The sequence below is a fragment of the Nocardia sp. NPDC006982 genome (assembly GCF_042869435.1).
GTDB lineage: Bacteria > Actinomycetota > Actinomycetes > Mycobacteriales > Mycobacteriaceae > Nocardia.
The window spans coordinates 45,753-66,045 of sequence record NZ_JBIAFV010000013.1; the positions used below are offsets into that span (position 1 = coordinate 45,753).

Genomic DNA, 20,293 nt, shown 5'->3' on the forward strand with positions numbered 1-20,293 from the left:
GTTTGGTTCACTCGCTGGCGCTCGCTCACGGCTGCCGCTGCCCGACGGTGAAGTCGTGACCCCACAGGCTGACCGCGGTGGATTCCCGTGCGATCCAGTCGGCGTCGTCGACTTCCAGACCTTCACAACCGAATTCGACGTCGAAGCCGCCCGGTGTCTTCATATAGAACGACAGCATCTTGTCGTTGACGTGCCGGCCCAGCGTCGCCGACATCTTCACCTTCTTGCGCAGTGCGCGATCCAGGCAGAGCCCGACATCGTCGGAGCCCTCCACCTCGAGCATCAGGTGCACGATGCCGCTCGGGGTCGGCATGGGCAGGAAGGCCAGCGAGTGGTGGCGCGGGTTGCAGCCGAAGAAGCGCAGCCAGGCCGGTTCGCCGTCGGCGGGCCGCCCGACCATCTGCGGTGGCAGCCGCATCGAATCGCGCAGCCGGAAACCGAGCACATCGCGATAGAAGGTCAGCGCGGCCGCATCGTCTTTGGTGCTGAGCACCACATGGCCGAGTCCCTGTTCGCCCGTGACGAATCGGTGTCCGTAGGGGCTGACCACGCGCCGATGTTCCAGTGCCGCACCGTGAAACGCCTCGAGGGTATTGCCCGAGGGATCCTCGAACGAGATCAGCTCGTAGACCCGGCGATCGGCCTTCTCCTGCGCGGTGCCCTCCTTGAACGGCACCCCGGCCGCATCCAGCCGGTCCCGAATATCCTGCAGCTCAGCGGCATTGGCGGTCTCCCAGCCGGAGACCTGCAGCTGATCCTTCTCGCCCGGCGAGATGACGAGCCGAGCCGGGAAGTCGTCCATGCGCAGATACAGCGCCTCGGGATTGCTGCCCTTGCCCTCGACCATGCCGAGCACCTTGAGCCCGTATTCGCGCCAGGCCGCCATATCGGTGGCCTCGATGCGCAGATACGCCAGCGATCGAATGCCCATCACTTCTCCTTCACACCGGCAAGGAAATCCGTTGCCAGCCGGTTGAATTCGTCGAACTTCTCCAGCTGGGCCCAGTGCCCGCAACCACCGAAGACGTGCAGCTGCACCCGTGGAATCATCTTCGTCGCGACCAGCGCGCCGTCGAGTGGATTCACCCGATCTTCCCGGCCCCAGATGAGCAGCACCGGCTGGCGCAGCTTATAGGCGTCGCGCCAGATCATGCCCTGCTCGAAATCGGCTCCGGCGAAGGACTTTCCCATCGCCCTGGTCGCGGCCAGCGCCTCGGGCGTGCTCGCCGAGGCGAAGCGCTCATCGATCAGCTCGTCGGTGATCAGCGACTGATCGAAGACCATGATTCGCAGGAATGCCTCCAGGTTTTCCCTGGTCGGCTCGTAATTGAACTTCGCGAGGTTCTTCACACCCTCGGTCGGATCCGGTGCGAAAAGGTTGACGCTCAACCCGCCCGGACCCATCAGCACCAGCTTGCCCGCCCGATCCGGATAGTCCAGCGCGAACCGCACCGCCGTACCCCCGCCGAGTGAATTGCCCAGCAGATGCACGCGTCCGGTGATCTCCAGCGCATCGAGCAGATCCTTCAGCGCGGAGGCGCTGTGTGCGAAGTACTGCGGGTGCTCGGTCGGCTTGTCCGAGAGCCCGAATCCCGGCTGATCCACGGCGAGCACGTGGAACTCGCGGGCCAGCACCGGGATATTGCGGGCGAAGTTCGACCACGACGAGGCGCCGGGCCCGCCGCCGTGCAACAGCACGATCGTCGGGCCGTTGCCGACTCCGGCCTCGTGATAGTGCAGGCGCAGATCGGGCCGCGCCTGCGCGTATCGCGAGGTCGATTCGAAGGTGAGTTCGGTTGTCGCCGTCACGGCTAGACCATGCCGTCGGTAACCGGAAGCCCGAATTCGTGCGTGCCGTACATGACATAGGCGCGCTCGGGATCATTGGCGGCGTGCACCCGACCGGCGTGCGCATCGCGCCAGAAGCGTTGCAGCGGAGTGCCGTTCGCGAGTGCGGTGGCGCCGGAGGCTTCGAAGAGCTTATCGATCGAGGCGATCGCCCGCCCGGTCGCGCGCACCTGGTCGCGGCGTGCCCGCACCCGCAGATCGAACGGAATCTCCTTGCCCGCCACCAGCAGTGCGTATTCGTCGGCGACATTTCCCGACAGTTGACGCCATGCGGCATCGATGTCGCTGGAGGCCTCGGCGACCCGCACCTTGGTGAACGGATCTTCCTTGGCCTTCTCGCCTGCATAGGCCGCACGCACCCGCTTGCCCTGATGTTCGACATGGGCGGCATACGCGCCGTACGCCATACCGACGATCGGTGCGGAGATGGTCGTGGGATGGATTGTGCCCCAGGGCATCTTGTACACCGGATCGGTGTTCTGCTCCAGGCCGGGGGACTTCAGCTCACTCATCGCGCGGAAGCTCAGGAACCGATGCTTCGGCACGAAAACATCCTCCACCACAACGGTATTGGAGCCGGTGCCGCGCAGGCCGACCACATTCCACACATCATCGATGCGATAGTCGGCGCGCGGGATCAGGAAGCTGCCGAAGTCGACCGGCTTGCCGTCCTTGATCACCGGACCGCCGAGCACCGCCCAGGTGGCATGATCCGAGCCCGAGGACCAGGCCCACGCGCCCTTGACGAGGTAGCCGCCGTCGACGACCGTGCCCGCGCCCATCGGGGCGTACGACGAGGAGATCCGGACCTCGTTGTCCTGGCCCCACACATCTTCCTGCGCCTGCTGGTCGAACAATGCGAGGTGCCAGTTGTGCACGCCGACGATGCCCGCCACCCAGCCGGTGGAGCCGCATGCGCTGGCGAGCTTGCGAACCGTGTCGTAGAACACGACCGGATCGGCCGCATGGCCGCCCCACTGCTTGGGCTGCAGCAGACGGAAGAAGCCGGTCTCCTGCAGTGCCTTCATCGATTCGTCGGGGATGCGCCGCAGGTCCTCGGCCTCCTGTGCGCGCTCGCGCAGCGTCGGCAACAGTGCTTCGACCCGTTCGGTCACTTCTTGCGTCATCGCGGGACCTGCTCCTGCCTGGTCGGATTGGTAACCGGTACTCATTTGCCTCTGAGACTAGAACAGGTTCTTATTTCTGTCGAGAACGGGTGACCATAAGGGGCATTCGTCACCGATTCGCAGGTGGTCGGCGGAATCGCTGGCGTGGAACGCGACATTTTTGTAACGTGTTCTAGTACAGAAGGAGGAGGAATCGCGATGGCAGTTACCCCACCGCCGCCGAGCGACGGGCCCGGAGGCGGCAGCGTGCGTAACCCCGGAGGGACCCGGGAGGCGGCAAATCCGACACCGCGGAGCGGTGCGAAGGTTCGCGAGCTCGACGTGGGCTCCGCGCCCACCCGATACGCGCGGGGATGGCATTGCCTCGGGCTGGCGAAGTCGTTCCGCGACGGCAAGCCGCACGCGGTCGAGGTGTTCGGAACCAAGCTCGTCGTCTGGGTCGACAGCAATGACGAACTCCGGGTGCTGGACGCCTACTGCAGGCATATGGGTGGCGACCTGACCATGGGCGAGGTCAAGGACGGCGATATCGCCTGCCCGTTCCACGACTGGCGCTGGTCCGGCACCAGCGGCAAATGCACCGCGATTCCCTACGCGCGGCGCGTGCCGCCGCTGGCGCGGACCCGCAAGTGGACCACGCTCGAGCGCAATGGTCAGCTTTTCGTCTGGCACGACCACGAGGGCAGCCAGCCGCCGCCGGAGATCACCATTCCGCACATCGTCGGGCCCTATACCGACGCCGATGGCAATCCGAGCGAAGAGCTCGACAGCGGGTGGACCGAATGGACCTGGAACTCGCTGCTGATCGAGGGCGCGAACTGCCGCGAGATCATCGACAACGTGGTGGATATGGCCCACTTCTTCTATATCCACTTCGCCTTCCCGACGTACTTCAAGAATGTCTTCGAGGGGCATATCGCCACCCAGTTCCTGGAGACCAAGGGTCGTCCCGATATCGGCATGGCCTCCAAGTACGGCGGCGACACCCTGCTCAAGTCGGAGGCGTCGTACTTCGGGCCCTCTTACATGATCAACCCGCTGGTCAATATCTACAGCGGATACGAGGTCAAGAGCGTCCTGATCAACTGCCACTACCCGGTGACGCACGATTCGTTCGTGCTGCAGTGGGGCGTCTCCCTGGAGAAGCCGAAGGGCGTCGACGGCGAGATGGCCGACAAGCTGGCCGCGAAGATGACCGAAGGCATCAGCGTCGGGTTCCTGCAGGATGTCGAGATCTGGAAGCACAAGTCCAAGGTCGAGAATCCGCTGCTCTGCGAGGAGGACGGTCCGGTCTACCAGCTGCGCCGGTGGTACGACCAGTTCTATGTGGATCTGGCCGATGTGACCGACAAGATGACCCAGCGCTTCGAATTCGAGGTGGATACCACCAAGGCGAATGAGGCGTGGGAGGCCGAGGTCGCCGAGAACCTGCGGCGCAAGCGGGAAACGGAAGCGGAAGCAGGCGTCTGATGGCGGCAACCTGGGCGAAAGCACCCGACTTCGCCGACCAACCGGCGCGGCGGGCCGCGGTGCAGGCCCAGACCGTGGTCGACAAGCAGCGCTATCTGGAAGAGGGACTGACGCCGCTGCGGTGTCAGTCATGCCAGAGCGAGGTGCTGGTGCGCAAGAGTTCGTCGCACCAGACCTCGGTGCAGTGGACCGAGAATCCGGCCGCGCACTGCCCGGTCTTCGCCAGGCTCAGCGCGCAGGGTTACGGGCCGGGACGTCCGGAAACCTGTGCGCAACTGGAGAAGACGATCAAATGGGCCGTCGACGAGGGTGTGCTGGAAATCGACTGATCAGTCGAGGGTGAAGTCGGCGAAGTCGAACCCTGGCGCAACGATGCAGCTGACCAGGACATATTCATCGCCAGCCGGCCGCGCGGCCTGACTGATCCCGCCCGGCACCACCGCCTGCAATACCTGCCCGTGCTCGACATCGGGCCCGAGGACAATCTCCTCGCCCCCGATGTCGAGCACCAGCGGCCCACCTCGATGCCACAACCACACCTCATCCGACCGCACCGTATGCGGCGCCGACCGCTCACCAGGCATCAACAAGAAATAGATCGCGGTCCCACTCGCTCGCGGCCCTGGGTACCCCTCGGGCGTGAATTCCACCGCACTACGCCAGGTTTGCCGATACCACCCACCCTCCGGGTGCGGCTCCAGATCGAGTGCAACAGCCAGCGCCGGTCGGTTATCGCTCATGCCCCGACTATGCCCGATCGACGGTTTTCTGGGAGCCCAGCCACTGATGCGGTTGCCCGGTCACTGCGGCGATGCAGTCGAGGTCGTGATCCCGATGCAGCAAAGTCAGCCCGCGCAACTCGGCAGTGGTTGCGAGGACGAGGTCGACCGGGCCCGCGCTGCGATGCGGTCCCCGCTCGGTGAGCTCGGCCTGAACCTCCCAGGCGCGGGCGTAGGCCTGATCATCGACGCGGTCGAGGCGATTCTGGTCAGAACAGGGTGGGTTCGCCGAAGCCAGGAGTGCGTTCGATTTCCAGGAGGCGTTGTTTGGTGGTGATGCCGCCCGGGGCGGAGAAGCCGGTGAGGGCGTGGTCGGCGGCCAGGACTCGGTGGCAGGGGATGATCAGGGGGATCGGGTTGCGGCCGAGGGCTTGTCCGACGGCTTGGGCCGCGCCGGGCGCGCCGATACGGTCGGCGACCTGGCCGTAGCTGAGGGTGTGGCCGGGATCGATGGCGCGGGTGACTTCGTAGACGGCGCGGTGGAATTCCGGAATTCCACTGGTGCTCACGGGAATCCAGCGCAGATCGTCGAGTTGGCCGACGAGGTGGGCCTGGATGCACGCAATGGCTTCGGCGATCGGGCCGGTGGGTTTCGCCTCCGGAATTTCCTCGGAGTCCGGAATTCGGCTGCTGCGACGCATGATCCGGGTCCGCGTCGCGGCGGGGCTCGCCTCGGGCAGTCCGAATCGGAATACGCGGTCGTCGGCCCAGGCGATCGCGCAGGTGCCGATCGCGGTTTCGAACAGCGCCGACCCGGTGACCGGGCGAGCGGAAGCACTCATACGGTCAGTGTGCACGCCGGGTCCGACATCTTCGACCAGTCCAGTCCAGTTCTCAGAAACTGGCCTGGATGCCACCGACGGTCGGCTTCACCGCTCCGCAACTCGGGTTCGAGATCCGGCGCTGCGCGACCCACTCGGGATGAGTGAGGGCCGAAGCATCCGGATCCGGCACATCGTTGCGGCCGTAGATCGCGGTGAGATCCGCGTATTGGCGCTGGTTTTCGTAGTAGGAAGGCGACCAGTCGGTCAACGGCCCCGGCGCGTGGAACCGTTCGAGGCGGAAAGCCTCGCTCGGGCGCCGCGGGGCGAACCGGTGGACGAGATAGGCGAAGACGGCGATGACGAGCAGGGTGGCGAGGGCGGTCATAGAAGCAAGGGTGCGCGCACTGGCCTTGTAATTGAATATCCACTTCGCTAATACTGGACTTATGTCGACGAGAGTTATCGGTGCCACCAGCCTTGCCCGCGATCTGGGGAGTTGGCGCAGTGCGGACGAGAACGGCGAACCGGGGGAGCGCCGGTCGACGCGTCCGGCCTATCTGGCTCTCGCCGAAGGCATCCGCCTGCTCATCCACGACGGCCGCGCACCGCTCGGCGTCGCACTGCCCAGTGAGCGCGACCTCGCCACCACGCTCGGCGTAAGTCGCACGACCATCACCTCCACCTACAGCCTGCTGCGCGAACACGGCTACCTGATCAGTCGTCAGGGTTCGCGCAGTACCGTCGCCCTCCCGCGTGACGTGCAGCACGACGGCACCAAACCGGCCCGCAGCATCCTGGCGATGATGGCGCAACCGGAACTGCCGACCATCGATATGACCTACGCCGCGATGGCCGCGCCGATGGAGATGCAGGAGGCGTACTCCGTTGCGCTGCAAGGCCTTCCGGCCTACCTCGGCACGCACGGTATGGATCCGGTCGGCGTGCTCGCGCTGCGCGAGGCACTGGCCCGCCGCTACACCGAACGCGGCTTGCCCACCGAACCGGACCAGATCCTGGTCACCCTGGGCGCCCAGCACGGCCTGCGCCTGCTGCTCAATGTGCTCACCGCGCCAGCGGCCCGGGTGCTCATCGACCACCCGACCTATCCGAATGCCATCGAGGCGATCCGCGATGTCGGCGCCCGCCCTGTGTCGGTGCCGCTCCGCCCCGAAACCCCGGAATCCGGCTGGGATCTCGACGGAATCCGCAGTGCCGCAAGGCAAACCGCGGCAACCCTGGCCTACCTGGTGCCGGACTTCAACAACCCGACCGGCCTGCTGCTCGACGCCGACGGCCGCGCCGAACTGACCGCCATCGCCCGCGAGACGCGGATGACCGTGGTGATCGACGAGTCGATGGTGGACCTGAGCCTGACCGACCGGACCGCGCCCCCGCCGGTCGCGGCCTTCGCCAAGGGCAGCGAGATCATCACCATCGGCTCGGCCTCGAAATCCTTCTGGGGTGGTCTGCGCGTCGGCTGGATCCGCACCAATCAATCGCTGATCACCAAACTGCTCGGCATCCGCTCCACCGTCGACCTCGGCACGCCCGTCATGGACCAGTTGGCCACCATCCACCTGCTGGAGAATGCGGGCACCATCCTCACCCGCCGTCGCGATCAACTGCGCGCCCAGCGTGCGGCCCTGCTCGCCACGCTCGGCGAGGAGCTTCCGGACTGGCGCACGATCATCGGTGACGGCGGCATGTCGGTCTGGGCGCAGCTACCGGCTCCGGTCTCGACGGCACTGGCCGCCACCGCCCCCAACCACGGTGTATTGCTCGCCGCCGGACCGAGATTCGGTGTGCAGGGCGCCTTCGAACGCTTCATCCGCCTGCCCTTCACCCACCCCGAACCCGAACTCCGTTTGGCGGTGAAGTCCATCGCCACCGCCTACGAAGCCCTCACCCCCCGCGCCGCCGACCCCCTCCAACCGCTCACCTGCTACTGACCGGGTAGTGCAATATCGAGGGTATGGATCTCATTTCGGGACCGCGGGTCCCCGATAATGTTGACGGCTTCCGTGAGTTGGCGGCCGCGCGGTTGGGCGGATTTCCGCATACGGAGGTTGCCGACGCACCGGGTCTTCGCCGGGCGGCGGTGTTGCTGTGTGTGGTGGCAATAGACGGTCCGCCGTCGGTGCTGGTCATCAAACGCGCGTATCGCGGGCGCAATGCCGGGCAATGGGCGCTGCCGGGTGGGCGGGTCGACGACGGGGAAACCGTTGAGCAGGCGGCGATACGTGAATTGCACGAGGAACTCGGACTGACCGCGAGCCCGGCCGATCTGCTCGGCAGGCTCGACGACTTTCCCGCCGCATCGGGTTTCGTCATCACGCCGATCGTGGCGGCTCTTGCCGACGTGTCCGAGTTGCGGCCCAGTCCGGACGAGGTCCACTCGGTCCATCAAGTGGATCTCGCCCGGCTGGCCGCCGACGATGTCCCGCATTGGGTGCATCCGAACGAGGCGGTGCGACAACAGGATCTGCGGCCTGATGCCCCTGCGGTCCCCTACGACGGCCCCGGTCTACTGCAGATGCGCCTCGCTGCGAACATGACCATCCACGCACCGACCGGTGCCATGCTCTGGCAGTTCCGTGAAGTCATACTGCTCGGCCGAGACCCAGACGCCGCCCGGATCGCGCATTTCGCCCAGCCGGAATGGACGCGGAACTAGCTCAGAAGGCCATGGTTATCGGTCCACCCAAACGGATTCGATCGGCGTCGCCTCGCTGGGCGGCGGGGTGGGCGTACCGGCAGGGGTGCGCGAGAAGCGCGGGGCAGGCGCGTGCTGGACGACACCGTCGATCTCGATCAACCCGGTGCGCGCGGCAATGTGTGGATTCTGTTCTGCCTCGGTGAAAGTCAGCACCGGTGTCGTGCACGCGTCGGTGCCGTCGAAGATCGCGGCCCACTCATCCCGTGTCTTGGTCTTGAACTTCTCCGTGAACAGCTTCTTCAGTTGATCCTGACCATTCGGATCGAGTTGCATCGGCAGGCCGTCGGGATCAATTTCCAAGCCCTGCAACAGTTCCGCGTAGAACTGCGGCTCGATCGCGCCGACGGCCATGTACTTGCCGTCCGAGGTCTCGTACGTGTCGTAGAACGACATACCGGTATCGAGCAGGTTGGTGCCGCGCTCGTCCGACCACAGGCCCATGCCGCGCATGCCCCAGATCATGTGCGAAAGAGCAAGCGCCCCATCGATCATCGCCGAATCGATGACCTGCCCCTTACCGGAATTCTGCCGCTCCACCAGGGCCGCGAGAATGCCGAATACCAGGAACATCGAGCCGCCACCGAAGTCGCCGACCATATTCAGCGGCGGCACCGGCCGCTCGCCCTTGCGGCCGATGGCGTGCAGCACGCCGGTCAGCGAAATGTAGTTGATGTCGTGTCCGGCGCGTTCGGCCAGCGGACCGTCCTGACCCCAGCCGGTCATCCGGCCGTAGACCAACCGCGGATTGCGTGCGAGCACCGCATCCGGGCCGAGGCCCATGCGCTCGGTGACGCCGGGCCGGAAGCCCTCGATCAGCACGTCGGCCTTCTCGGCGAGTGCGAGCACCTTCTCGATATCCGCCGGATCCTTCAGGTTCGCCTCGACGATGGTGCGCCCGCGCCACTGCGGCCGCTCCATGAAGCCGGGCAGCATGCCGGGCCGCTGTATCCGCACCACATCGGCGCCGAGGTCGGCCAGCAGCAGCGCCGCATGCGGACCGGGGCCGATGCCGGCCAGTTCGATGACCTTGATGCCCGCGAGCGGGCCCTGCTTGGCGGTGGATGGTGTGCTCACGCCCTACCTCGGTTCGTCGTTGATCCAGCGCTCCCGGGGCGACCCGAGGCTGTATTGACAGTATGACAATAACGCCGAAGCTATCTGCGAGACGGGTTCGCGAGCCCAAGGGCGGAGTTGAGTCGATAAGCCCCGCCGCGGCCGTGGAATACCGCCATCAGCAGCGCGCCGGCCAAGGCTGCGCCGATTCCCGCATAGACATGCGACGGCAGGTCGGCCCAGTATCCGATGACGACCGCGAGTGCGAGTCCGAATGTGCCTGCCACCGCATTGCGCAGCGGATCGTTGCCCCACACATTCGGAAACTGTTCGCCGACCATGCCTTTGACGAAATGCGGGACCGCATTCGCGCCGAACACTCCGGCCAGTGCCGACAACAGAATCGTTTGCCACATGACGAGCCACCTTCTTTTCGGTCAACGGTTGTAGACCGAAAGCTAGCATGGCGCTTCGATTCGGTCAACGCCCGTAGACTGAGCCCATGAATTCTCGCCCTCTCAGCCGCGCCGAGCAACGGCAGAGCACACAATCCCGGATCCTGGATGCGGCCCGGCGGTTGTTCGCAGAGGTCGGCTACGACCGGGCCACCATTCGCGCGATCGCCGCCGAGGCGCAGACCGATCCCGGACTGGTGATGCGCTATTTCGGGTCGAAAGACAACCTCTTCGCCCAGGCTTCCGGTTTCGAGCAGGAAGACCTGGTGACCGGCACGCCCGAAGAGGCGGCCGGCCAGCTGCTCACGGCCCTCGAAACCAAGCTCGCCCAGCAGCCCACCGACGCCCTCGCCGCGATCCGGTCCATGTTCACCCACCCTGACGCCGCCGCCGAAGTGCAACTCGCCATGGTGTCCCGGCAGCGGCAAGCGGCCGGACACCTGGCCGACGATGATGCGGACCTGCGCGCCGGGCTCATCGGCGCGATCACCATCGGCACCGTCATCGGCCGGCATTTGCTCCAGCTCGACGGACTGCGCGACGCCCCGCCCGAGCGGATCACCGCGCTGCTCCGCCGAGCCTTCCTCGACATCGCCTGCGGCCCGACGGCCTAACCCTCGGACCCGAGCTGACCAGGTGCGACACCGTGTCAGTGGACGTGTCAGGTCGGTGTCAGGTCAGTATCAGGCCGGCCGATGACAGTCGTCGCATGACAACTTCAGCAATTGCGGCTTCCGGGCTGCGAAAGGCCTACGGGGACAAGGTCGTCCTCGATGGCATTGATTTGAATATCGGTGCGGGGACGATCTTTTCGCTGCTCGGTCCGAATGGGGCGGGCAAGACGACGACAGTGAACGTGCTGACCACGCTGTTGAAGGCCGATGCGGGCACGGCGCATGTCGCCGGGCACGATATCGCGTCCGAGACCAAGGCGGTGCGCGCGGCGATCGGGGTCACCGGGCAGTTCGCGGCGGTGGATGATCTGCTGACGGGGGAAGAGAACCTCCAGTTGATGGCGGATCTGCACCGTCTGCGGGGCGGCGAGGCCAAGCGGGTGGTCACCGGACTGCTGGAACGATTCGATCTGGTGGAGTCGGCGCGAAAGCGGGCAGCGACCTATTCCGGCGGTATGCGCCGGAAGCTGGACTTGGCGATGACGCTGGTCACCAAGCCGGAAATCGTTTTCCTGGACGAGCCGACAACGGGGCTGGATCCGCGTAGCCGCCGCACGATGTGGGAAATCGTGCGGGATTTGACGGCCGATGGTGTGACCATCTTCCTCACCACCCAGTACCTCGAGGAAGCCGATCAGCTGGCTGACCGGATCGCGGTGCTCGACCAGGGCCGGATAGTCGCCGAGGGCACTCCCGACGATCTCAAGCGCCGGGTACCGGGCAGCCACATCCGGCTCCGGTTCACCACTGTCACGGAACTGGATGCGGCGGCGGGCATCCTGCCCGGCTCCACCCGCGACGACGAGGCTCTGACCTTGCGGGTGCCAGGCGACGGCGGCACGAAATCACTGCGCCACCTGCTGGATCGGCTCGCCGATATCGCGATCGAGGCCGATGAGGTCTCCGTCCACACCCCCGACCTCGATGATGTCTTCCTTTCCCTGACCGGTCACGCGACCACGGAGGCCAACGCACAATGAGCACCATTACCGCACCGCTGGCCGATTCGACGATCATGCTGCGGCGCAACTTCAAACACATCGCCCGGACTCCGGTCACGGTATTCAACGCGGCTCTGATGCCGGTCGTGATGATGTTGATCTTCGTTTACGTGTTCGGCAGCGCCTTCGATGTCGGCGAGCACTACATCGATTACGCGACACCGGGCATGATCCTGCTGGCCATCAGCTACGGATTGTCGGGCACCGCGGTATCGGTGAGCTCCGACATGACGAAGGGCATCATCAACCGGTTCAAGGTCATGGATGTCTCCCGTAGCGCCGTACTGACCGGTCACGTCGTGGCCACCATACTGACCAACGCGGTCGCCATCACGGCCGTTATCGGTGTGGCCTTCGCACTGGGGTTCCGGCCGCCCGCGACCGCGCTCGACTGGCTCGGCGCGATCGGCATCATGGCGGCGACCTCTTTCGCGGCGTCCTGGCTCACGGTCGCCTTGGGTATGGCTGCGAAGACTCCGGAATCCGCGGGCATGGGCGTGGTGCCGCTGATCATGCTGCCCTTTGTGAGCAGCGCGGTCGTGCCTGCCGACAAGATGGGACAGGGCGTGCGGCAGTTCGCGCAGTATCAGCCCTTCACGCCGATCATCGAAGCATTGCGTGGATTTCTCAACGGTCACCCGTCGGGCGGCTACACGGCCGCCGCGCTGGCCTGGTGCGCCGGGTTCGCCATCGTCGGATTCCTGTGGTCACGTGCCACGTTCAACAAGCGAGCGTAGTCGCGACCAGTTCACGCCAGTCCGCCTCCGCACCCTCGGTCATCGCCTCGGTGAAGCGCGCTTCACCGAGGCGATGTCGTGCTGTCTGCTCGATGCGGGCCGCGTCCGGTTGGGAACGATCGGGTAGGCCGCGTACTCCGGCACTCGCCGCGAGCAGCCGCGTGGCCTGCTCGATTTGGTCGGCACGCAGCGCCAGGTCCGCGATTCCGACGAGTACCTGGGCGATGAGGGGCGCGTATCCCGCCTCGGACGCCGCCTCGAAGGCCGCTGCGTATTCTTCGCGGGCTTCGTCGAGACCGCCTGCGAGATAGCCGAGCAGGTTGTGTATCACCGCCCTGATCTGCGCCTGCTGCGCATCGTTGCCCAGCGCGGTTGTCGCGACGTCGATCTGACGGTATGTCTGCTCGGTGTCGCCGCTCCACCGGGCCAGTTCCGCCTTCTCCAGTGCCAGAACAGCCAGGGTGTTCGGCCAGGCGGACTGATCCGCGCACCGCTGCGCCTCGGCCATGGCCGCCGCGCTCGCCTGCGCATCACCCAGCAGCCAGTGCAGCTGCGCCTGCCGCGAGCGCATTCGGACGATATCGTCGATCGTGCCCACCTCGGTGACCACCGCGATCGCCTGATCGAAATATACACAGGCAGTGGCGAATTCGCCGCGCACGGCGATTCGATCCGCCAGCTCGGTCAGCGCGAACGAAATCCCCCAGCGCTCGCCGATGGCACGGAACTCGGCCAGCGCGGTCTCGAGATACTCGTCCGCCTCCCGCCCGTCCTGGCCGAGCACGATCCGCATCCTGCCGAGGAGCAGCCGGGCCAATGCACGCACCCAGGGGTCATCGTCGGTGAGCAGCGGTTCGAACGCGGACAGATACTGGTCCGGCCCCTGCAACATGTGTTCCAGCGCTGCGGTGAACGCCAGCAGGGGGTAGCGGGACCGACTGCGCCGACTGAACCGGTATGCCTTGTGGATCCATTCGTCCACTTGGCGCTCGTCATTGGGGCCGGAGGACATGAAGTGCACGATCAGCCCGTACACGATGGCCAGGGTCTCATCGTCCACCTCGCCGGGCAGGTCGGCGGCCGCGGTGATCAGCTCCATGCCCTCGGCCTTGTGCCCGCTGAGCCACCAATACCAGCCCGCTGCCGCCGCGAGCCGCATCGCTCCGGCCGCGTCCCCGGCCGCGAGCGCGCCACGCATCGCGACGGCGATGTTGTCGTGCTCGGCCTCCAGCGTGGCGAGCCACTCCAGTTGGTCGGCGCGGCGCAGGTGCGGCTCCGCGCTCGCGGCGAGTTCGGTGACGTACGAAAGATGTTCTCGGCGTACAAGTTCCGATTCCCCCGACGCCACGAGCCGTTCCCGGGCGTACTGCTTGATGGTGTCGAGCATTCGATAGCGCAGCCCACCGGGTGAGCCGGCGGGCGGAGCACTGTCCTCCACGGAGAGCAGCAGCGATTTCTCGGTCAGCGCGGTCAGCAACTCCAGTACCTCCCACCGCTCGACCGCTGTGTTTTTCCCACCCCCCTGCCCTTCGGGCCCGCCGCCCGTGTCCGCGCAGACCTGCTCGGCCGCTTCCAAACTCGCGCCGCCGGAGAACACCGCAAGCCTGCGCAGCACCATCCGTTCGGCGTCGGTGAGCAGTTCCCAGCTCCAGTCGACCACCGCCCGCAACGTCCGGTGCTGCGGAATCGCGGTACGGCTGCCGCCGGTCAGCAGGCGGAACCGATCGTCGAGGCGGTTGGCGAGCTGATCGAGGGACATGGTGCGCAGTCTGGCCGCGGCCAGTTCGATCGCCAGCGGTATCCCGTCGAGCGCACGGCAGACGCGCGCCATGGTCGACAGTGTGCGGGCATCGGCCGCGAGATCCTTGTGCACCGCACCGGCCCGGTCCCGCAACAGCTGAACGGCGGCGCTGGATTCGATCTCGCCGGGGTCCGCGTCCTCGGCGGGCAACGCCAGCGGCACGACCTGCCATAACGCCTCGCCCGTGATACCGAGCGGTTCCCTGCTCGTCGCGAGGATCCGCAGCCGCTGACATTCCCCGAGCAGCCGGTGGGCGAATGCGGCCGCGGCGTCGATCACATGTTCACAGTTGTCCAGGATCAACAACGTCTCGCGCTCGCGCAGCGCCGCGATGAGCCGATCCAGCGGTTCCGCATTCGGTGCGGCGCCGAGCAGCGCATCCCGGAGCCCGAGTGCGGCGATCGCCGATTGCGCCACGTCACCACTCGCGCCGACGGACGCGAGTTCGACCAGCCAGGCCCCGTCGGGCAGGTCGTCGAGCAGGGTCCGTGCGGTTTCCAAGGCCAGCCTGGTTTTCCCCGAACCACCGGGCCCGGTCACCGTGGTGAGCCGATGTGCCGCAATGAGTTCGCGCACCGCGGCAATGTCCCCGTTCTTGCCGACGAAGCTGGTCAACTCGGCCCGCAGGTTCGTCTTGCGGTCGTTGTCCTGCGCTCCGATTTCGCCGCGCAGCAGCGCAACGTGCAGTGCGGAGAGTTCCGGTGCGGGATCCACGCCCAGCGTGTCGGCGAGTGCTTCCCTGGCACGTTGGTACACGACCAGTGCTTCGGCGCCACGACCGGCGGCGACCAATGCCCGCATCAGCGCGGCGACGAGCCGTTCCCGCACCGGATGCCGGGCCACCAGCTCGGTCAGCTCGGCGACCAGCTCCGCACCCCGGCCGAGACGGATCTCCGCTTCGTACAGATCTTCCGTTGCGGCCAGGCGCAGCCCCTCGAGCCGGGTGATCACCGCGTCGGCGGCTTCACTGTCCTGCACACCGATGTCCTGCAGCAGCGCACCGCGCCACAGGTCGAGGGCCTCGCGCAGCAACTCGGCCTGTTGCGCGTCGGCACCGCCGCGGGCCTGGTCGAGAAGCTTTTCGAACCGCACGGCGTCGACAGCGTGGGATTCCACCGCCAGCCGGTATCCGCCCGTCTGCACGTCGAGCGACCCGTCCGGCAGCACCCTCCGCAGCCGGGAGACCAGTGCCTGCAAGGCGTTCGCCGCGTCGGAGGGCGGCTGTTCACCCCAAATCCAATCGACCAGCGTGGCTTTCGGGACCGCGCGGCCGGGTTCGAGCGCAAGGGCGATCAACAGCGCCCGCAACCGGGTGCCCGGTACCTCGATCAATCCGCCGTCGTCTAGTCGGATTTCGAGCGGTCCAAGCATTGCGATCTGCACCCGGACCATTTTGCCGTGAACGAGAGATCAGCGCGGCCCGCCCCCGGGATGACAACGCTCCGACGGCGGAACATGTTGCCCGGACAGGCAATTCGATGCCGCCGTCCGCGCGATATGCGGCACTGTCGCAAGTGGACCGGTGCCTGTTCGTCCCTCCTTATCGGCTCTGACCAGGCCGAACGCCGTGTCAGTGCGCGTGTCAGAGCGGTGTCAGGTCGATATCAGCGGGGCTCGCGACAGTGTTCACGTCAACAACACAGCAACCACCGGCTGGGTCCGCTGACCCGGCCCACACACCACGCTGAAGGAGTAACAGCCATGACTACGTTCCAGACCCCGGAACCGATCGCCGTCACCGTCGAGGTGCTCTCCGGCAACGTAACGGTCATCGCCTCCGACCGCACCGACACCATCGTCGAGGTCCGGCCGGCCGATGCGTCCAAGAAGGGTGACGTGCGCGCCGCCGAGCAGACCATGGTCGATTTCGTCGCGGGCACGCTGACCGTGAAAACGCCGAAGGACTGGCGGACCTACACACCGTTCGGCGGCAATCCGTCGATCGAGGTGACCATCGAGGTACCCACCGGGTCCCGGCTCCAGGGCACCGCAGGTGTGGGCCGATTGCTGGGCACCGGCGAACTCGGCCAGTGCGAGCTGGAGATCGCCGCCGGCGACATCATCGTCGAGCGCCCGCTCGGTTCGGTGACCGCGAAAGCCGCCAAGGGCAATATCCGCATCGGCGAAGCATCGCGCGGCGTGCTCCGGCTGGAAACCTCCATGGGCGAGCTGGAGGTAGGCATCCATCCGGGCAGCGCGGCCCGGCTGGAAACCAACGCCAAGCACGGCACCGTGCAGAACCAGATGCAACCGGTCGACCGGACGGAGCGCAACGAGGACACCGTGCAGGTCTATGCGCGAAACTCCTACGGCAACATCATCATTCGGCACGCCATCGCCGCCTAGTGCCCCGGCTCGCAGCCCTGGCCTGCCTACGCATGTCGCACACCGGCTGCACGACGCCACATCAGCGTCGTGCGCCGGGGGCGCGGTCGGCTTGCCTGTGGTCGCACTTTCGAACTGCGGTGTGGCTGCCCGAGATGATCTCGGCCCGTTGATTTTCCGAACGGCCGCGTGGCCGCTTCGAACCGGTACGACGATCAACGCCAGTAGTGACCGTCACGGAGATGGACGGAGTTGTGCTGGTGGGCAATTCGCCGGGTGTGGCTGCGGCGGTGTGACCAGGTCGAACACCGTGTCAGTTCGGTGTCAGGTCGATATCAGCCGGGCCGACGACAGTGTTCATGTGAACAGTTCAGCAACTTCAGCTTCTGGACCGCGGAAGGCATACGGGGACAAGGCGATCCCCGATGGCATCGAGCTGCGCACCGACGCGCTGATCTACGGCGCGCGGTCCTTCCCGGTCACTTGGAACAAGGGATAAGCAATGGAACTCAGAGTGGACCGGGAGCGCTGCATCGGCGCAGGCATGTGCGTACTGACCGCCCCTGGAGTGTTCGACCAGGACGCCGCGGACGGCCGGGTGGTGCCGCTGGACCTCACACCCGCGCCCGAGTGGGAAGCGGCCGTCCGCGAGGCCGCCGAAGTGTGCCCGTCCGGCGCGATCAGCATCGTCTCCCGCGATTAGCGCCCCTGCTTCCCAACTTTCTCTACTACCTGATCAGGAAAACCCAATGAGTGAAACGGTTCCCGTCCCCCACGGCCTCCCCATGGAACGCAATGCGGGCCCCTTCGACCCGCCTCGCGAAATCACCCGCCTGCGCGAGGCTCGCCCGGTCAGTCCCCTCGTCTTCCCCGACGGTCACGAGGGCTGGTTGGTCACCGGCTACGAGGAGGTCCGCCAGCTCATGGCCGACACCCGGTTCAGCTCCCGCCAGGACATCGGCATTGTCCACGTGCCGTACGAGACCCCCGGCATGCCGGTCGCTACCGAGCCTTCCCCACAGATCCCGGGCTTGTTCGTCGCCATGGACCCGCCGGACCACACCCGGCTGCGGCGCAAGCTCACCGGCGCCTTCACCGTCAAGCGCATGAAGCAGCTCGAAGAGCACATCATCGACATCGTCGAGCGGCAGTTGGACGAGATGGCGGGCCTGACCCCGCCGGTCGACCTGGTCAAGGCGTTCGCGCTGCCGGTGCCCTCGCTGGTGATCTGCGAACTGCTCGGTGTTCCCTACGAGGACCGGGACACCTTCCAGGTCAACTCCGCCAAGTTCCTCGTCAAGGACCAGGCGCTCGAGGAGAAGATGGCCGCGTACGGCGCAATGACCATGTACCTGGCCGGACTTGTCACGCGCAAACGCGCCGAACCCGGTGAGGACATCCTGTCCGATCTGGCCCGCGATGACGACCTCACCATCGAGGAACTGACCGGCATCGCCTTCCTGCTGCTGCTCGCGGGGCATGAAACCACCGCCAACATGCTGGGACTCGGCACCTTTGCGCTCTTGGAGCACCCCGAGCAGCTGGCCGAACTGCGTGCCGACCCGGAGTTGGTGCCCGATGCGGTCGAGGAGCTCATGCGCTACCTGTCCGTGGCCGATATCTTCTACCGCTACGCCACGGAGGACATCGAACTGGGCGGCGAAACGATCGGCAAGGGATCGACCGTAGTTATCTCGCTGCTGGCCGCCAACCGCGACGCCCGGCGCTTCCACAACCCCGACACCCTGGACATTCACCGCAGGGCGCGCGGTCTGGTGGCCTTCGGCCACGGCATCCACCAATGCCTCGGCCAGCAACTGGCTCGCATCGAAATGCGCGCCGGTTTCGACGGACTGCTGCGTCGCCTACCGACCCTCGAACTCGCCATCCCCGCCGACGAGGTGAAACTCAGGACCGACATGAATATCTACGGCGTCCACGAACTGCCGGTCACCTGGTGACCCTGCCCTGGCAGTTGCTCGAGTCCGTCGGGGGTGTACAGACGTACTGCTCGAACCGCGGCGGCGACCGCTACGAGCGGAGGGATGCGATGGCCGTGTCCGCCGTCCGCCGACCATGCGAGGCCGAGTCCCGAAACGGGGGGTAGGGGCCATATGGCGCGGCCGACGTGGAGCACCGCCCCGCAGTTTTGGAGGTACTCGATGGCCCGATCGGCTTTGCTGATGCCGGTGACGAGCCGGATATGGCGCCCGACCGGACCACCGATCGCGATGGTGGGTCCCGAAAGGCCGTTGTCCTGGAAGAACAACTCCACCCCGATTCGCAGCGGAGCGGGTAGCTCGATTCCGGCCCGTTCCGCCCCGAACGTCACCACGAGCATGTCGTCGGCGTGGCTGATCGACCAATCGAACCGGTTGGCCATGGCGGCGGCCGTGGACGTCATCGGATTCGTCGGTGTCGCAATCAGTGTGTACTCCCCTTTCGAGCAGTGTTCGTGGAACGCACATATGCCCGGGCGTCGGTGGTGGGACGCCACATCGTTACGCCGGCCGATCGATTGGGGGAGGGCCTCGGGCATTCGCCTTGCCCGAGGTCTGCTATCGGGGTCCAGGTTCTGTGCGAGCGGATGTCGTGGACCGGAAGACCGTTTCCACTGATGTCCTCGAGATCGAGCAAAAGGTAGCTACCAACGAGCCATCCAGAGTTGGCGAATATCTGGCTACCAAAGAGAATCCGTGGAAGAAATTTAATTAAGATCGATCCGGTAAATCCGTGAACTGGATGTACCGCCTCGCTAAAGTCCATGGCTATGACTGATTTACAAGTAAACGGCGGCGCGTATGCCTTTGCGCGCGATATGTGGGCAACTGAACGGTTATGGCTGTCACGATCCGTCCGAACCATCCTCGTCGGCCTCGCCGGCCAACTGAGCGGGCTCGGGCCACAGGCCTGGACGCGCTATGAAGACGGTGAGCTGGAATTCGTGCAGGCGCGTGAGTTCCAACTAGCCCTGCTGCGAGTGCACAGTGTGCTCGCGAACGAGATCGACGCCGGGATGTTGGAAGCTGCGGCCGCCGCTCTCGACCATACGGCGGGACTGGGCGACGTCGCCTCCGTCACGGGCCTGGACCGGGCGCATACCTATCAGCGCTGGGGCACCCTCACCGCGGCCGGTGAACGTATTGCGCTCATCATCTCGCAGCCGTGGCCTGATGCCGGGCCGTCTGCCGTCCGCTCTCCCGAAGTGCACTACGAGCGAGATCGGCGATGGTGGCGGGTGAGCAGCGCCGCCAGACGCAACGCCCATTACGCCATCGTTGTCGTCGACCGACTGGTCCAGCGCGTATACGCGATCGATCCGGACGGTTGGCAACCGGATTCCACCGGAACACGGTGGGAGTTCCGGGCACTCGGTTCCGAACCGCTATCGCAGATCCACGTAGACCGTGCGTACCGGAAGGGCCACCTACCGGTCCGATTGGGCGACCCCTATCCCGCCCGGCTGGATCGCGCGTGCGTCCCCAGTTACTTCTCGGATGGGCACGATGGCGACTGACGCGCCTACATCTATGCCATCCCCCG

At 66.0% G+C, this 20,293-nt stretch carries 22 protein-coding genes; 12 read left to right on the top strand and 10 right to left on the bottom strand.

Annotated elements, in window-relative coordinates; genetic code table 11:
* Positions 1-25: 25 nt before the first annotated feature.
* From hsaC to hsaA, 3 genes are read right to left on the bottom strand one after another with little or no spacing between them, the layout of a single operon-like run.
* Positions 26-931, bottom strand: a complete 906-nt coding sequence (hsaC, locus tag ACFYOW_RS36065; protein ID WP_387294519.1) for an iron-dependent extradiol dioxygenase HsaC — start codon at positions 929-931, stop codon at positions 26-28.
* Complete coding sequence (gene hsaD / locus ACFYOW_RS36070; RefSeq protein WP_387294520.1) at positions 931-1,809, bottom strand: 4,5:9,10-diseco-3-hydroxy-5,9,17-trioxoandrosta-1(10),2-diene-4-oate hydrolase; 879 nt, start codon at positions 1,807-1,809, stop codon at positions 931-933. Before hsaD ends, hsaC begins: the two co-directional genes overlap by 1 nt.
* Positions 1,810-1,811: 2 nt before the next feature.
* Positions 1,812-2,975, bottom strand: coding sequence for a 3-hydroxy-9,10-secoandrosta-1,3,5(10)-triene-9,17-dione monooxygenase oxygenase subunit (gene hsaA, locus ACFYOW_RS36075; protein ID WP_387294521.1), 1,164 nt, complete (start codon positions 2,973-2,975; stop codon positions 1,812-1,814).
* Positions 2,976-3,173: 198 nt separating this feature from the next.
* Between hsaA and ACFYOW_RS36080 the strand changes: the two genes are divergently transcribed.
* Entirely contained in the window at positions 3,174-4,445 is a 1,272-nt protein-coding gene (locus ACFYOW_RS36080) for a Rieske 2Fe-2S domain-containing protein (protein WP_387294522.1), read from the top strand.
* Positions 4,445-4,774, top strand: a complete 330-nt coding sequence (locus ACFYOW_RS36085; protein ID WP_387294523.1) for a hypothetical protein — start codon at positions 4,445-4,447, stop codon at positions 4,772-4,774. Before ACFYOW_RS36080 ends, ACFYOW_RS36085 begins: the two co-directional genes overlap by 1 nt.
* Here the strand turns inward: ACFYOW_RS36085 and ACFYOW_RS36090 are convergent, their stop codons facing one another.
* The 3 genes from ACFYOW_RS36090 to ACFYOW_RS36100 all read right to left on the bottom strand — a co-directional run bounded on the left by ACFYOW_RS36090 (position 4,775) and on the right by ACFYOW_RS36100 (position 6,373).
* The gene (locus tag ACFYOW_RS36090; RefSeq protein WP_387294524.1) at positions 4,775-5,185 is read right to left on the bottom strand and encodes a cupin domain-containing protein; all 411 of its coding nucleotides are present in this window, start codon (positions 5,183-5,185) and stop codon (positions 4,775-4,777) included.
* Positions 5,186-5,433: 248 nt separating this feature from the next.
* Positions 5,434-6,006, bottom strand: coding sequence for a methylated-DNA--[protein]-cysteine S-methyltransferase (locus tag ACFYOW_RS36095; RefSeq protein ID WP_387294525.1), 573 nt, complete (start codon positions 6,004-6,006; stop codon positions 5,434-5,436).
* Positions 6,007-6,058: 52 nt separating this feature from the next.
* The gene (locus ACFYOW_RS36100; protein WP_387294526.1) at positions 6,059-6,373 is read right to left on the bottom strand and encodes a hypothetical protein; all 315 of its coding nucleotides are present in this window, start codon (positions 6,371-6,373) and stop codon (positions 6,059-6,061) included.
* A gap of 61 nt (positions 6,374-6,434) precedes the next feature.
* On the opposite strand from ACFYOW_RS36100, the gene ACFYOW_RS36105 reads away from it, so the two are divergent.
* Positions 6,435-7,937, top strand: a complete 1,503-nt coding sequence (locus ACFYOW_RS36105; protein ID WP_387294528.1) for a PLP-dependent aminotransferase family protein — start codon at positions 6,435-6,437, stop codon at positions 7,935-7,937.
* 23 nt (positions 7,938-7,960) lie between these two features.
* On the top strand, positions 7,961-8,662 hold the full coding sequence (locus ACFYOW_RS36110) for an NUDIX hydrolase (protein WP_387294530.1): 702 nt from the start codon (positions 7,961-7,963) through the stop codon (positions 8,660-8,662).
* Between the two features lie 15 nt (positions 8,663-8,677).
* On the opposite strand, the gene ACFYOW_RS36115 is transcribed toward ACFYOW_RS36110, so the two are convergent.
* Complete coding sequence (locus ACFYOW_RS36115; RefSeq protein WP_387294531.1) at positions 8,678-9,778, bottom strand: CaiB/BaiF CoA transferase family protein; 1,101 nt, start codon at positions 9,776-9,778, stop codon at positions 8,678-8,680.
* Between the two features lie 80 nt (positions 9,779-9,858).
* Positions 9,859-10,173 carry a hypothetical protein gene (locus ACFYOW_RS36120; RefSeq protein WP_387294533.1) on the bottom strand — a complete coding sequence of 105 codons (315 nt, stop codon included), beginning with the start codon at positions 10,171-10,173 and terminating at the stop codon, positions 9,859-9,861.
* An 86-nt stretch (positions 10,174-10,259) separates the two neighbouring features.
* Here ACFYOW_RS36120 and ACFYOW_RS36125 point away from each other — a divergent pair, with 86 nt between their 5' ends.
* The 3 genes from ACFYOW_RS36125 to ACFYOW_RS36135 all read left to right on the top strand — a co-directional run bounded on the left by ACFYOW_RS36125 (position 10,260) and on the right by ACFYOW_RS36135 (position 12,624).
* Complete coding sequence (locus ACFYOW_RS36125; protein WP_387294534.1) at positions 10,260-10,826, top strand: TetR/AcrR family transcriptional regulator; 567 nt, start codon at positions 10,260-10,262, stop codon at positions 10,824-10,826.
* 95 nt (positions 10,827-10,921) lie between these two features.
* Positions 10,922-11,866, top strand: coding sequence for an ATP-binding cassette domain-containing protein (locus ACFYOW_RS36130; RefSeq protein ID WP_387294535.1), 945 nt, complete (start codon positions 10,922-10,924; stop codon positions 11,864-11,866).
* Positions 11,863-12,624, top strand: coding sequence for an ABC transporter permease (locus ACFYOW_RS36135; protein WP_387294536.1), 762 nt, complete (start codon positions 11,863-11,865; stop codon positions 12,622-12,624). Before ACFYOW_RS36130 ends, ACFYOW_RS36135 begins: the two co-directional genes overlap by 4 nt.
* Here the strand turns inward: ACFYOW_RS36135 and ACFYOW_RS36140 are convergent.
* The gene (locus tag ACFYOW_RS36140) at positions 12,608-15,817 is read right to left on the bottom strand and encodes a BTAD domain-containing putative transcriptional regulator (RefSeq protein WP_387294537.1); all 3,210 of its coding nucleotides are present in this window, start codon (positions 15,815-15,817) and stop codon (positions 12,608-12,610) included. The genes ACFYOW_RS36135 and ACFYOW_RS36140 overlap by 17 nt on opposite strands.
* Positions 15,818-16,126: 309 nt before the next feature.
* Here ACFYOW_RS36140 and ACFYOW_RS36145 point away from each other — a divergent pair, with 309 nt between their 5' ends.
* From ACFYOW_RS36145 to ACFYOW_RS36160, 4 genes are all read left to right on the top strand, one after another.
* Entirely contained in the window at positions 16,127-16,771 is a 645-nt protein-coding gene (locus tag ACFYOW_RS36145) for a hypothetical protein (protein ID WP_387294538.1), read from the top strand.
* Positions 16,772-17,111: 340 nt separating this feature from the next.
* Positions 17,112-17,249 carry a hypothetical protein gene (locus tag ACFYOW_RS36150; RefSeq protein WP_387294539.1) on the top strand — a complete coding sequence of 46 codons (138 nt, stop codon included), beginning with the start codon at positions 17,112-17,114 and terminating at the stop codon, positions 17,247-17,249.
* A 3-nt stretch (positions 17,250-17,252) separates the two neighbouring features.
* Complete coding sequence (locus ACFYOW_RS36155) at positions 17,253-17,453, top strand: ferredoxin (protein WP_387294541.1); 201 nt, start codon at positions 17,253-17,255, stop codon at positions 17,451-17,453.
* 46 nt (positions 17,454-17,499) lie between these two features.
* Positions 17,500-18,711: a cytochrome P450 gene (locus ACFYOW_RS36160; protein ID WP_387294542.1), complete on the top strand. Its 1,212-nt coding sequence runs from the start codon at positions 17,500-17,502 to the stop codon at positions 18,709-18,711.
* Here ACFYOW_RS36160 and ACFYOW_RS36165 read toward each other — a convergent pair.
* Positions 18,678-19,154 carry a hypothetical protein gene (locus ACFYOW_RS36165; RefSeq protein WP_387294543.1) on the bottom strand — a complete coding sequence of 159 codons (477 nt, stop codon included), beginning with the start codon at positions 19,152-19,154 and terminating at the stop codon, positions 18,678-18,680. The genes ACFYOW_RS36160 and ACFYOW_RS36165 overlap by 34 nt on opposite strands.
* Before the next feature lie 366 nt (positions 19,155-19,520).
* Between ACFYOW_RS36165 and ACFYOW_RS36170 the strand changes: the two genes are divergently transcribed.
* A complete protein-coding gene (locus ACFYOW_RS36170; protein WP_387294544.1) occupies positions 19,521-20,267 on the top strand; it encodes a hypothetical protein in 747 nt (248 codons plus the stop codon).
* The last annotated feature ends 26 nt before the right edge of the window (positions 20,268-20,293 follow it).

Bases quoted from the DNA above. Each gene is read 5' to 3' on its own strand.
- ACFYOW_RS36165 (WP_387294543.1), bottom strand. From the start codon at position 19,154: ATGACGTCCACGGCCGCCGCCATGGCCAACCGGTTCGATTGGTCGATC.
- ACFYOW_RS36155 (WP_387294541.1), top strand. From the start codon at position 17,253: ATGGAACTCAGAGTGGACCGGGAGCGCTGCATCGGCGCAGGCATGTGC.
- ACFYOW_RS36095 (WP_387294525.1), bottom strand. From the start codon at position 6,006: ATGAGTGCTTCCGCTCGCCCGGTCACCGGGTCGGCGCTGTTCGAAACC.
- hsaC (WP_387294519.1), bottom strand. From the start codon at position 931: ATGGGCATTCGATCGCTGGCGTATCTGCGCATCGAGGCCACCGATATG.
- ACFYOW_RS36105 (WP_387294528.1), top strand. From the start codon at position 6,435: ATGTCGACGAGAGTTATCGGTGCCACCAGCCTTGCCCGCGATCTGGGG.
- ACFYOW_RS36125 (WP_387294534.1), top strand. From the start codon at position 10,260: ATGAATTCTCGCCCTCTCAGCCGCGCCGAGCAACGGCAGAGCACACAA.
- hsaA (WP_387294521.1), bottom strand. From the start codon at position 2,975: ATGACGCAAGAAGTGACCGAACGGGTCGAAGCACTGTTGCCGACGCTG.
- ACFYOW_RS36145 (WP_387294538.1), top strand. From the start codon at position 16,127: ATGACTACGTTCCAGACCCCGGAACCGATCGCCGTCACCGTCGAGGTG.
- ACFYOW_RS36085 (WP_387294523.1), top strand. From the start codon at position 4,445: ATGGCGGCAACCTGGGCGAAAGCACCCGACTTCGCCGACCAACCGGCG.
- ACFYOW_RS36160 (WP_387294542.1), top strand. From the start codon at position 17,500: ATGAGTGAAACGGTTCCCGTCCCCCACGGCCTCCCCATGGAACGCAAT.
- ACFYOW_RS36135 (WP_387294536.1), top strand. From the start codon at position 11,863: ATGAGCACCATTACCGCACCGCTGGCCGATTCGACGATCATGCTGCGG.
- ACFYOW_RS36170 (WP_387294544.1), top strand. From the start codon at position 19,521: ATGACTGATTTACAAGTAAACGGCGGCGCGTATGCCTTTGCGCGCGAT.
- ACFYOW_RS36100 (WP_387294526.1), bottom strand. From the start codon at position 6,373: ATGACCGCCCTCGCCACCCTGCTCGTCATCGCCGTCTTCGCCTATCTC.
- ACFYOW_RS36140 (WP_387294537.1), bottom strand. From the start codon at position 15,817: ATGGTCCGGGTGCAGATCGCAATGCTTGGACCGCTCGAAATCCGACTA.
- ACFYOW_RS36120 (WP_387294533.1), bottom strand. From the start codon at position 10,173: ATGTGGCAAACGATTCTGTTGTCGGCACTGGCCGGAGTGTTCGGCGCG.
- ACFYOW_RS36110 (WP_387294530.1), top strand. From the start codon at position 7,961: ATGGATCTCATTTCGGGACCGCGGGTCCCCGATAATGTTGACGGCTTC.
- ACFYOW_RS36130 (WP_387294535.1), top strand. From the start codon at position 10,922: ATGACAACTTCAGCAATTGCGGCTTCCGGGCTGCGAAAGGCCTACGGG.
- ACFYOW_RS36080 (WP_387294522.1), top strand. From the start codon at position 3,174: ATGGCAGTTACCCCACCGCCGCCGAGCGACGGGCCCGGAGGCGGCAGC.
- ACFYOW_RS36090 (WP_387294524.1), bottom strand. From the start codon at position 5,185: ATGAGCGATAACCGACCGGCGCTGGCTGTTGCACTCGATCTGGAGCCG.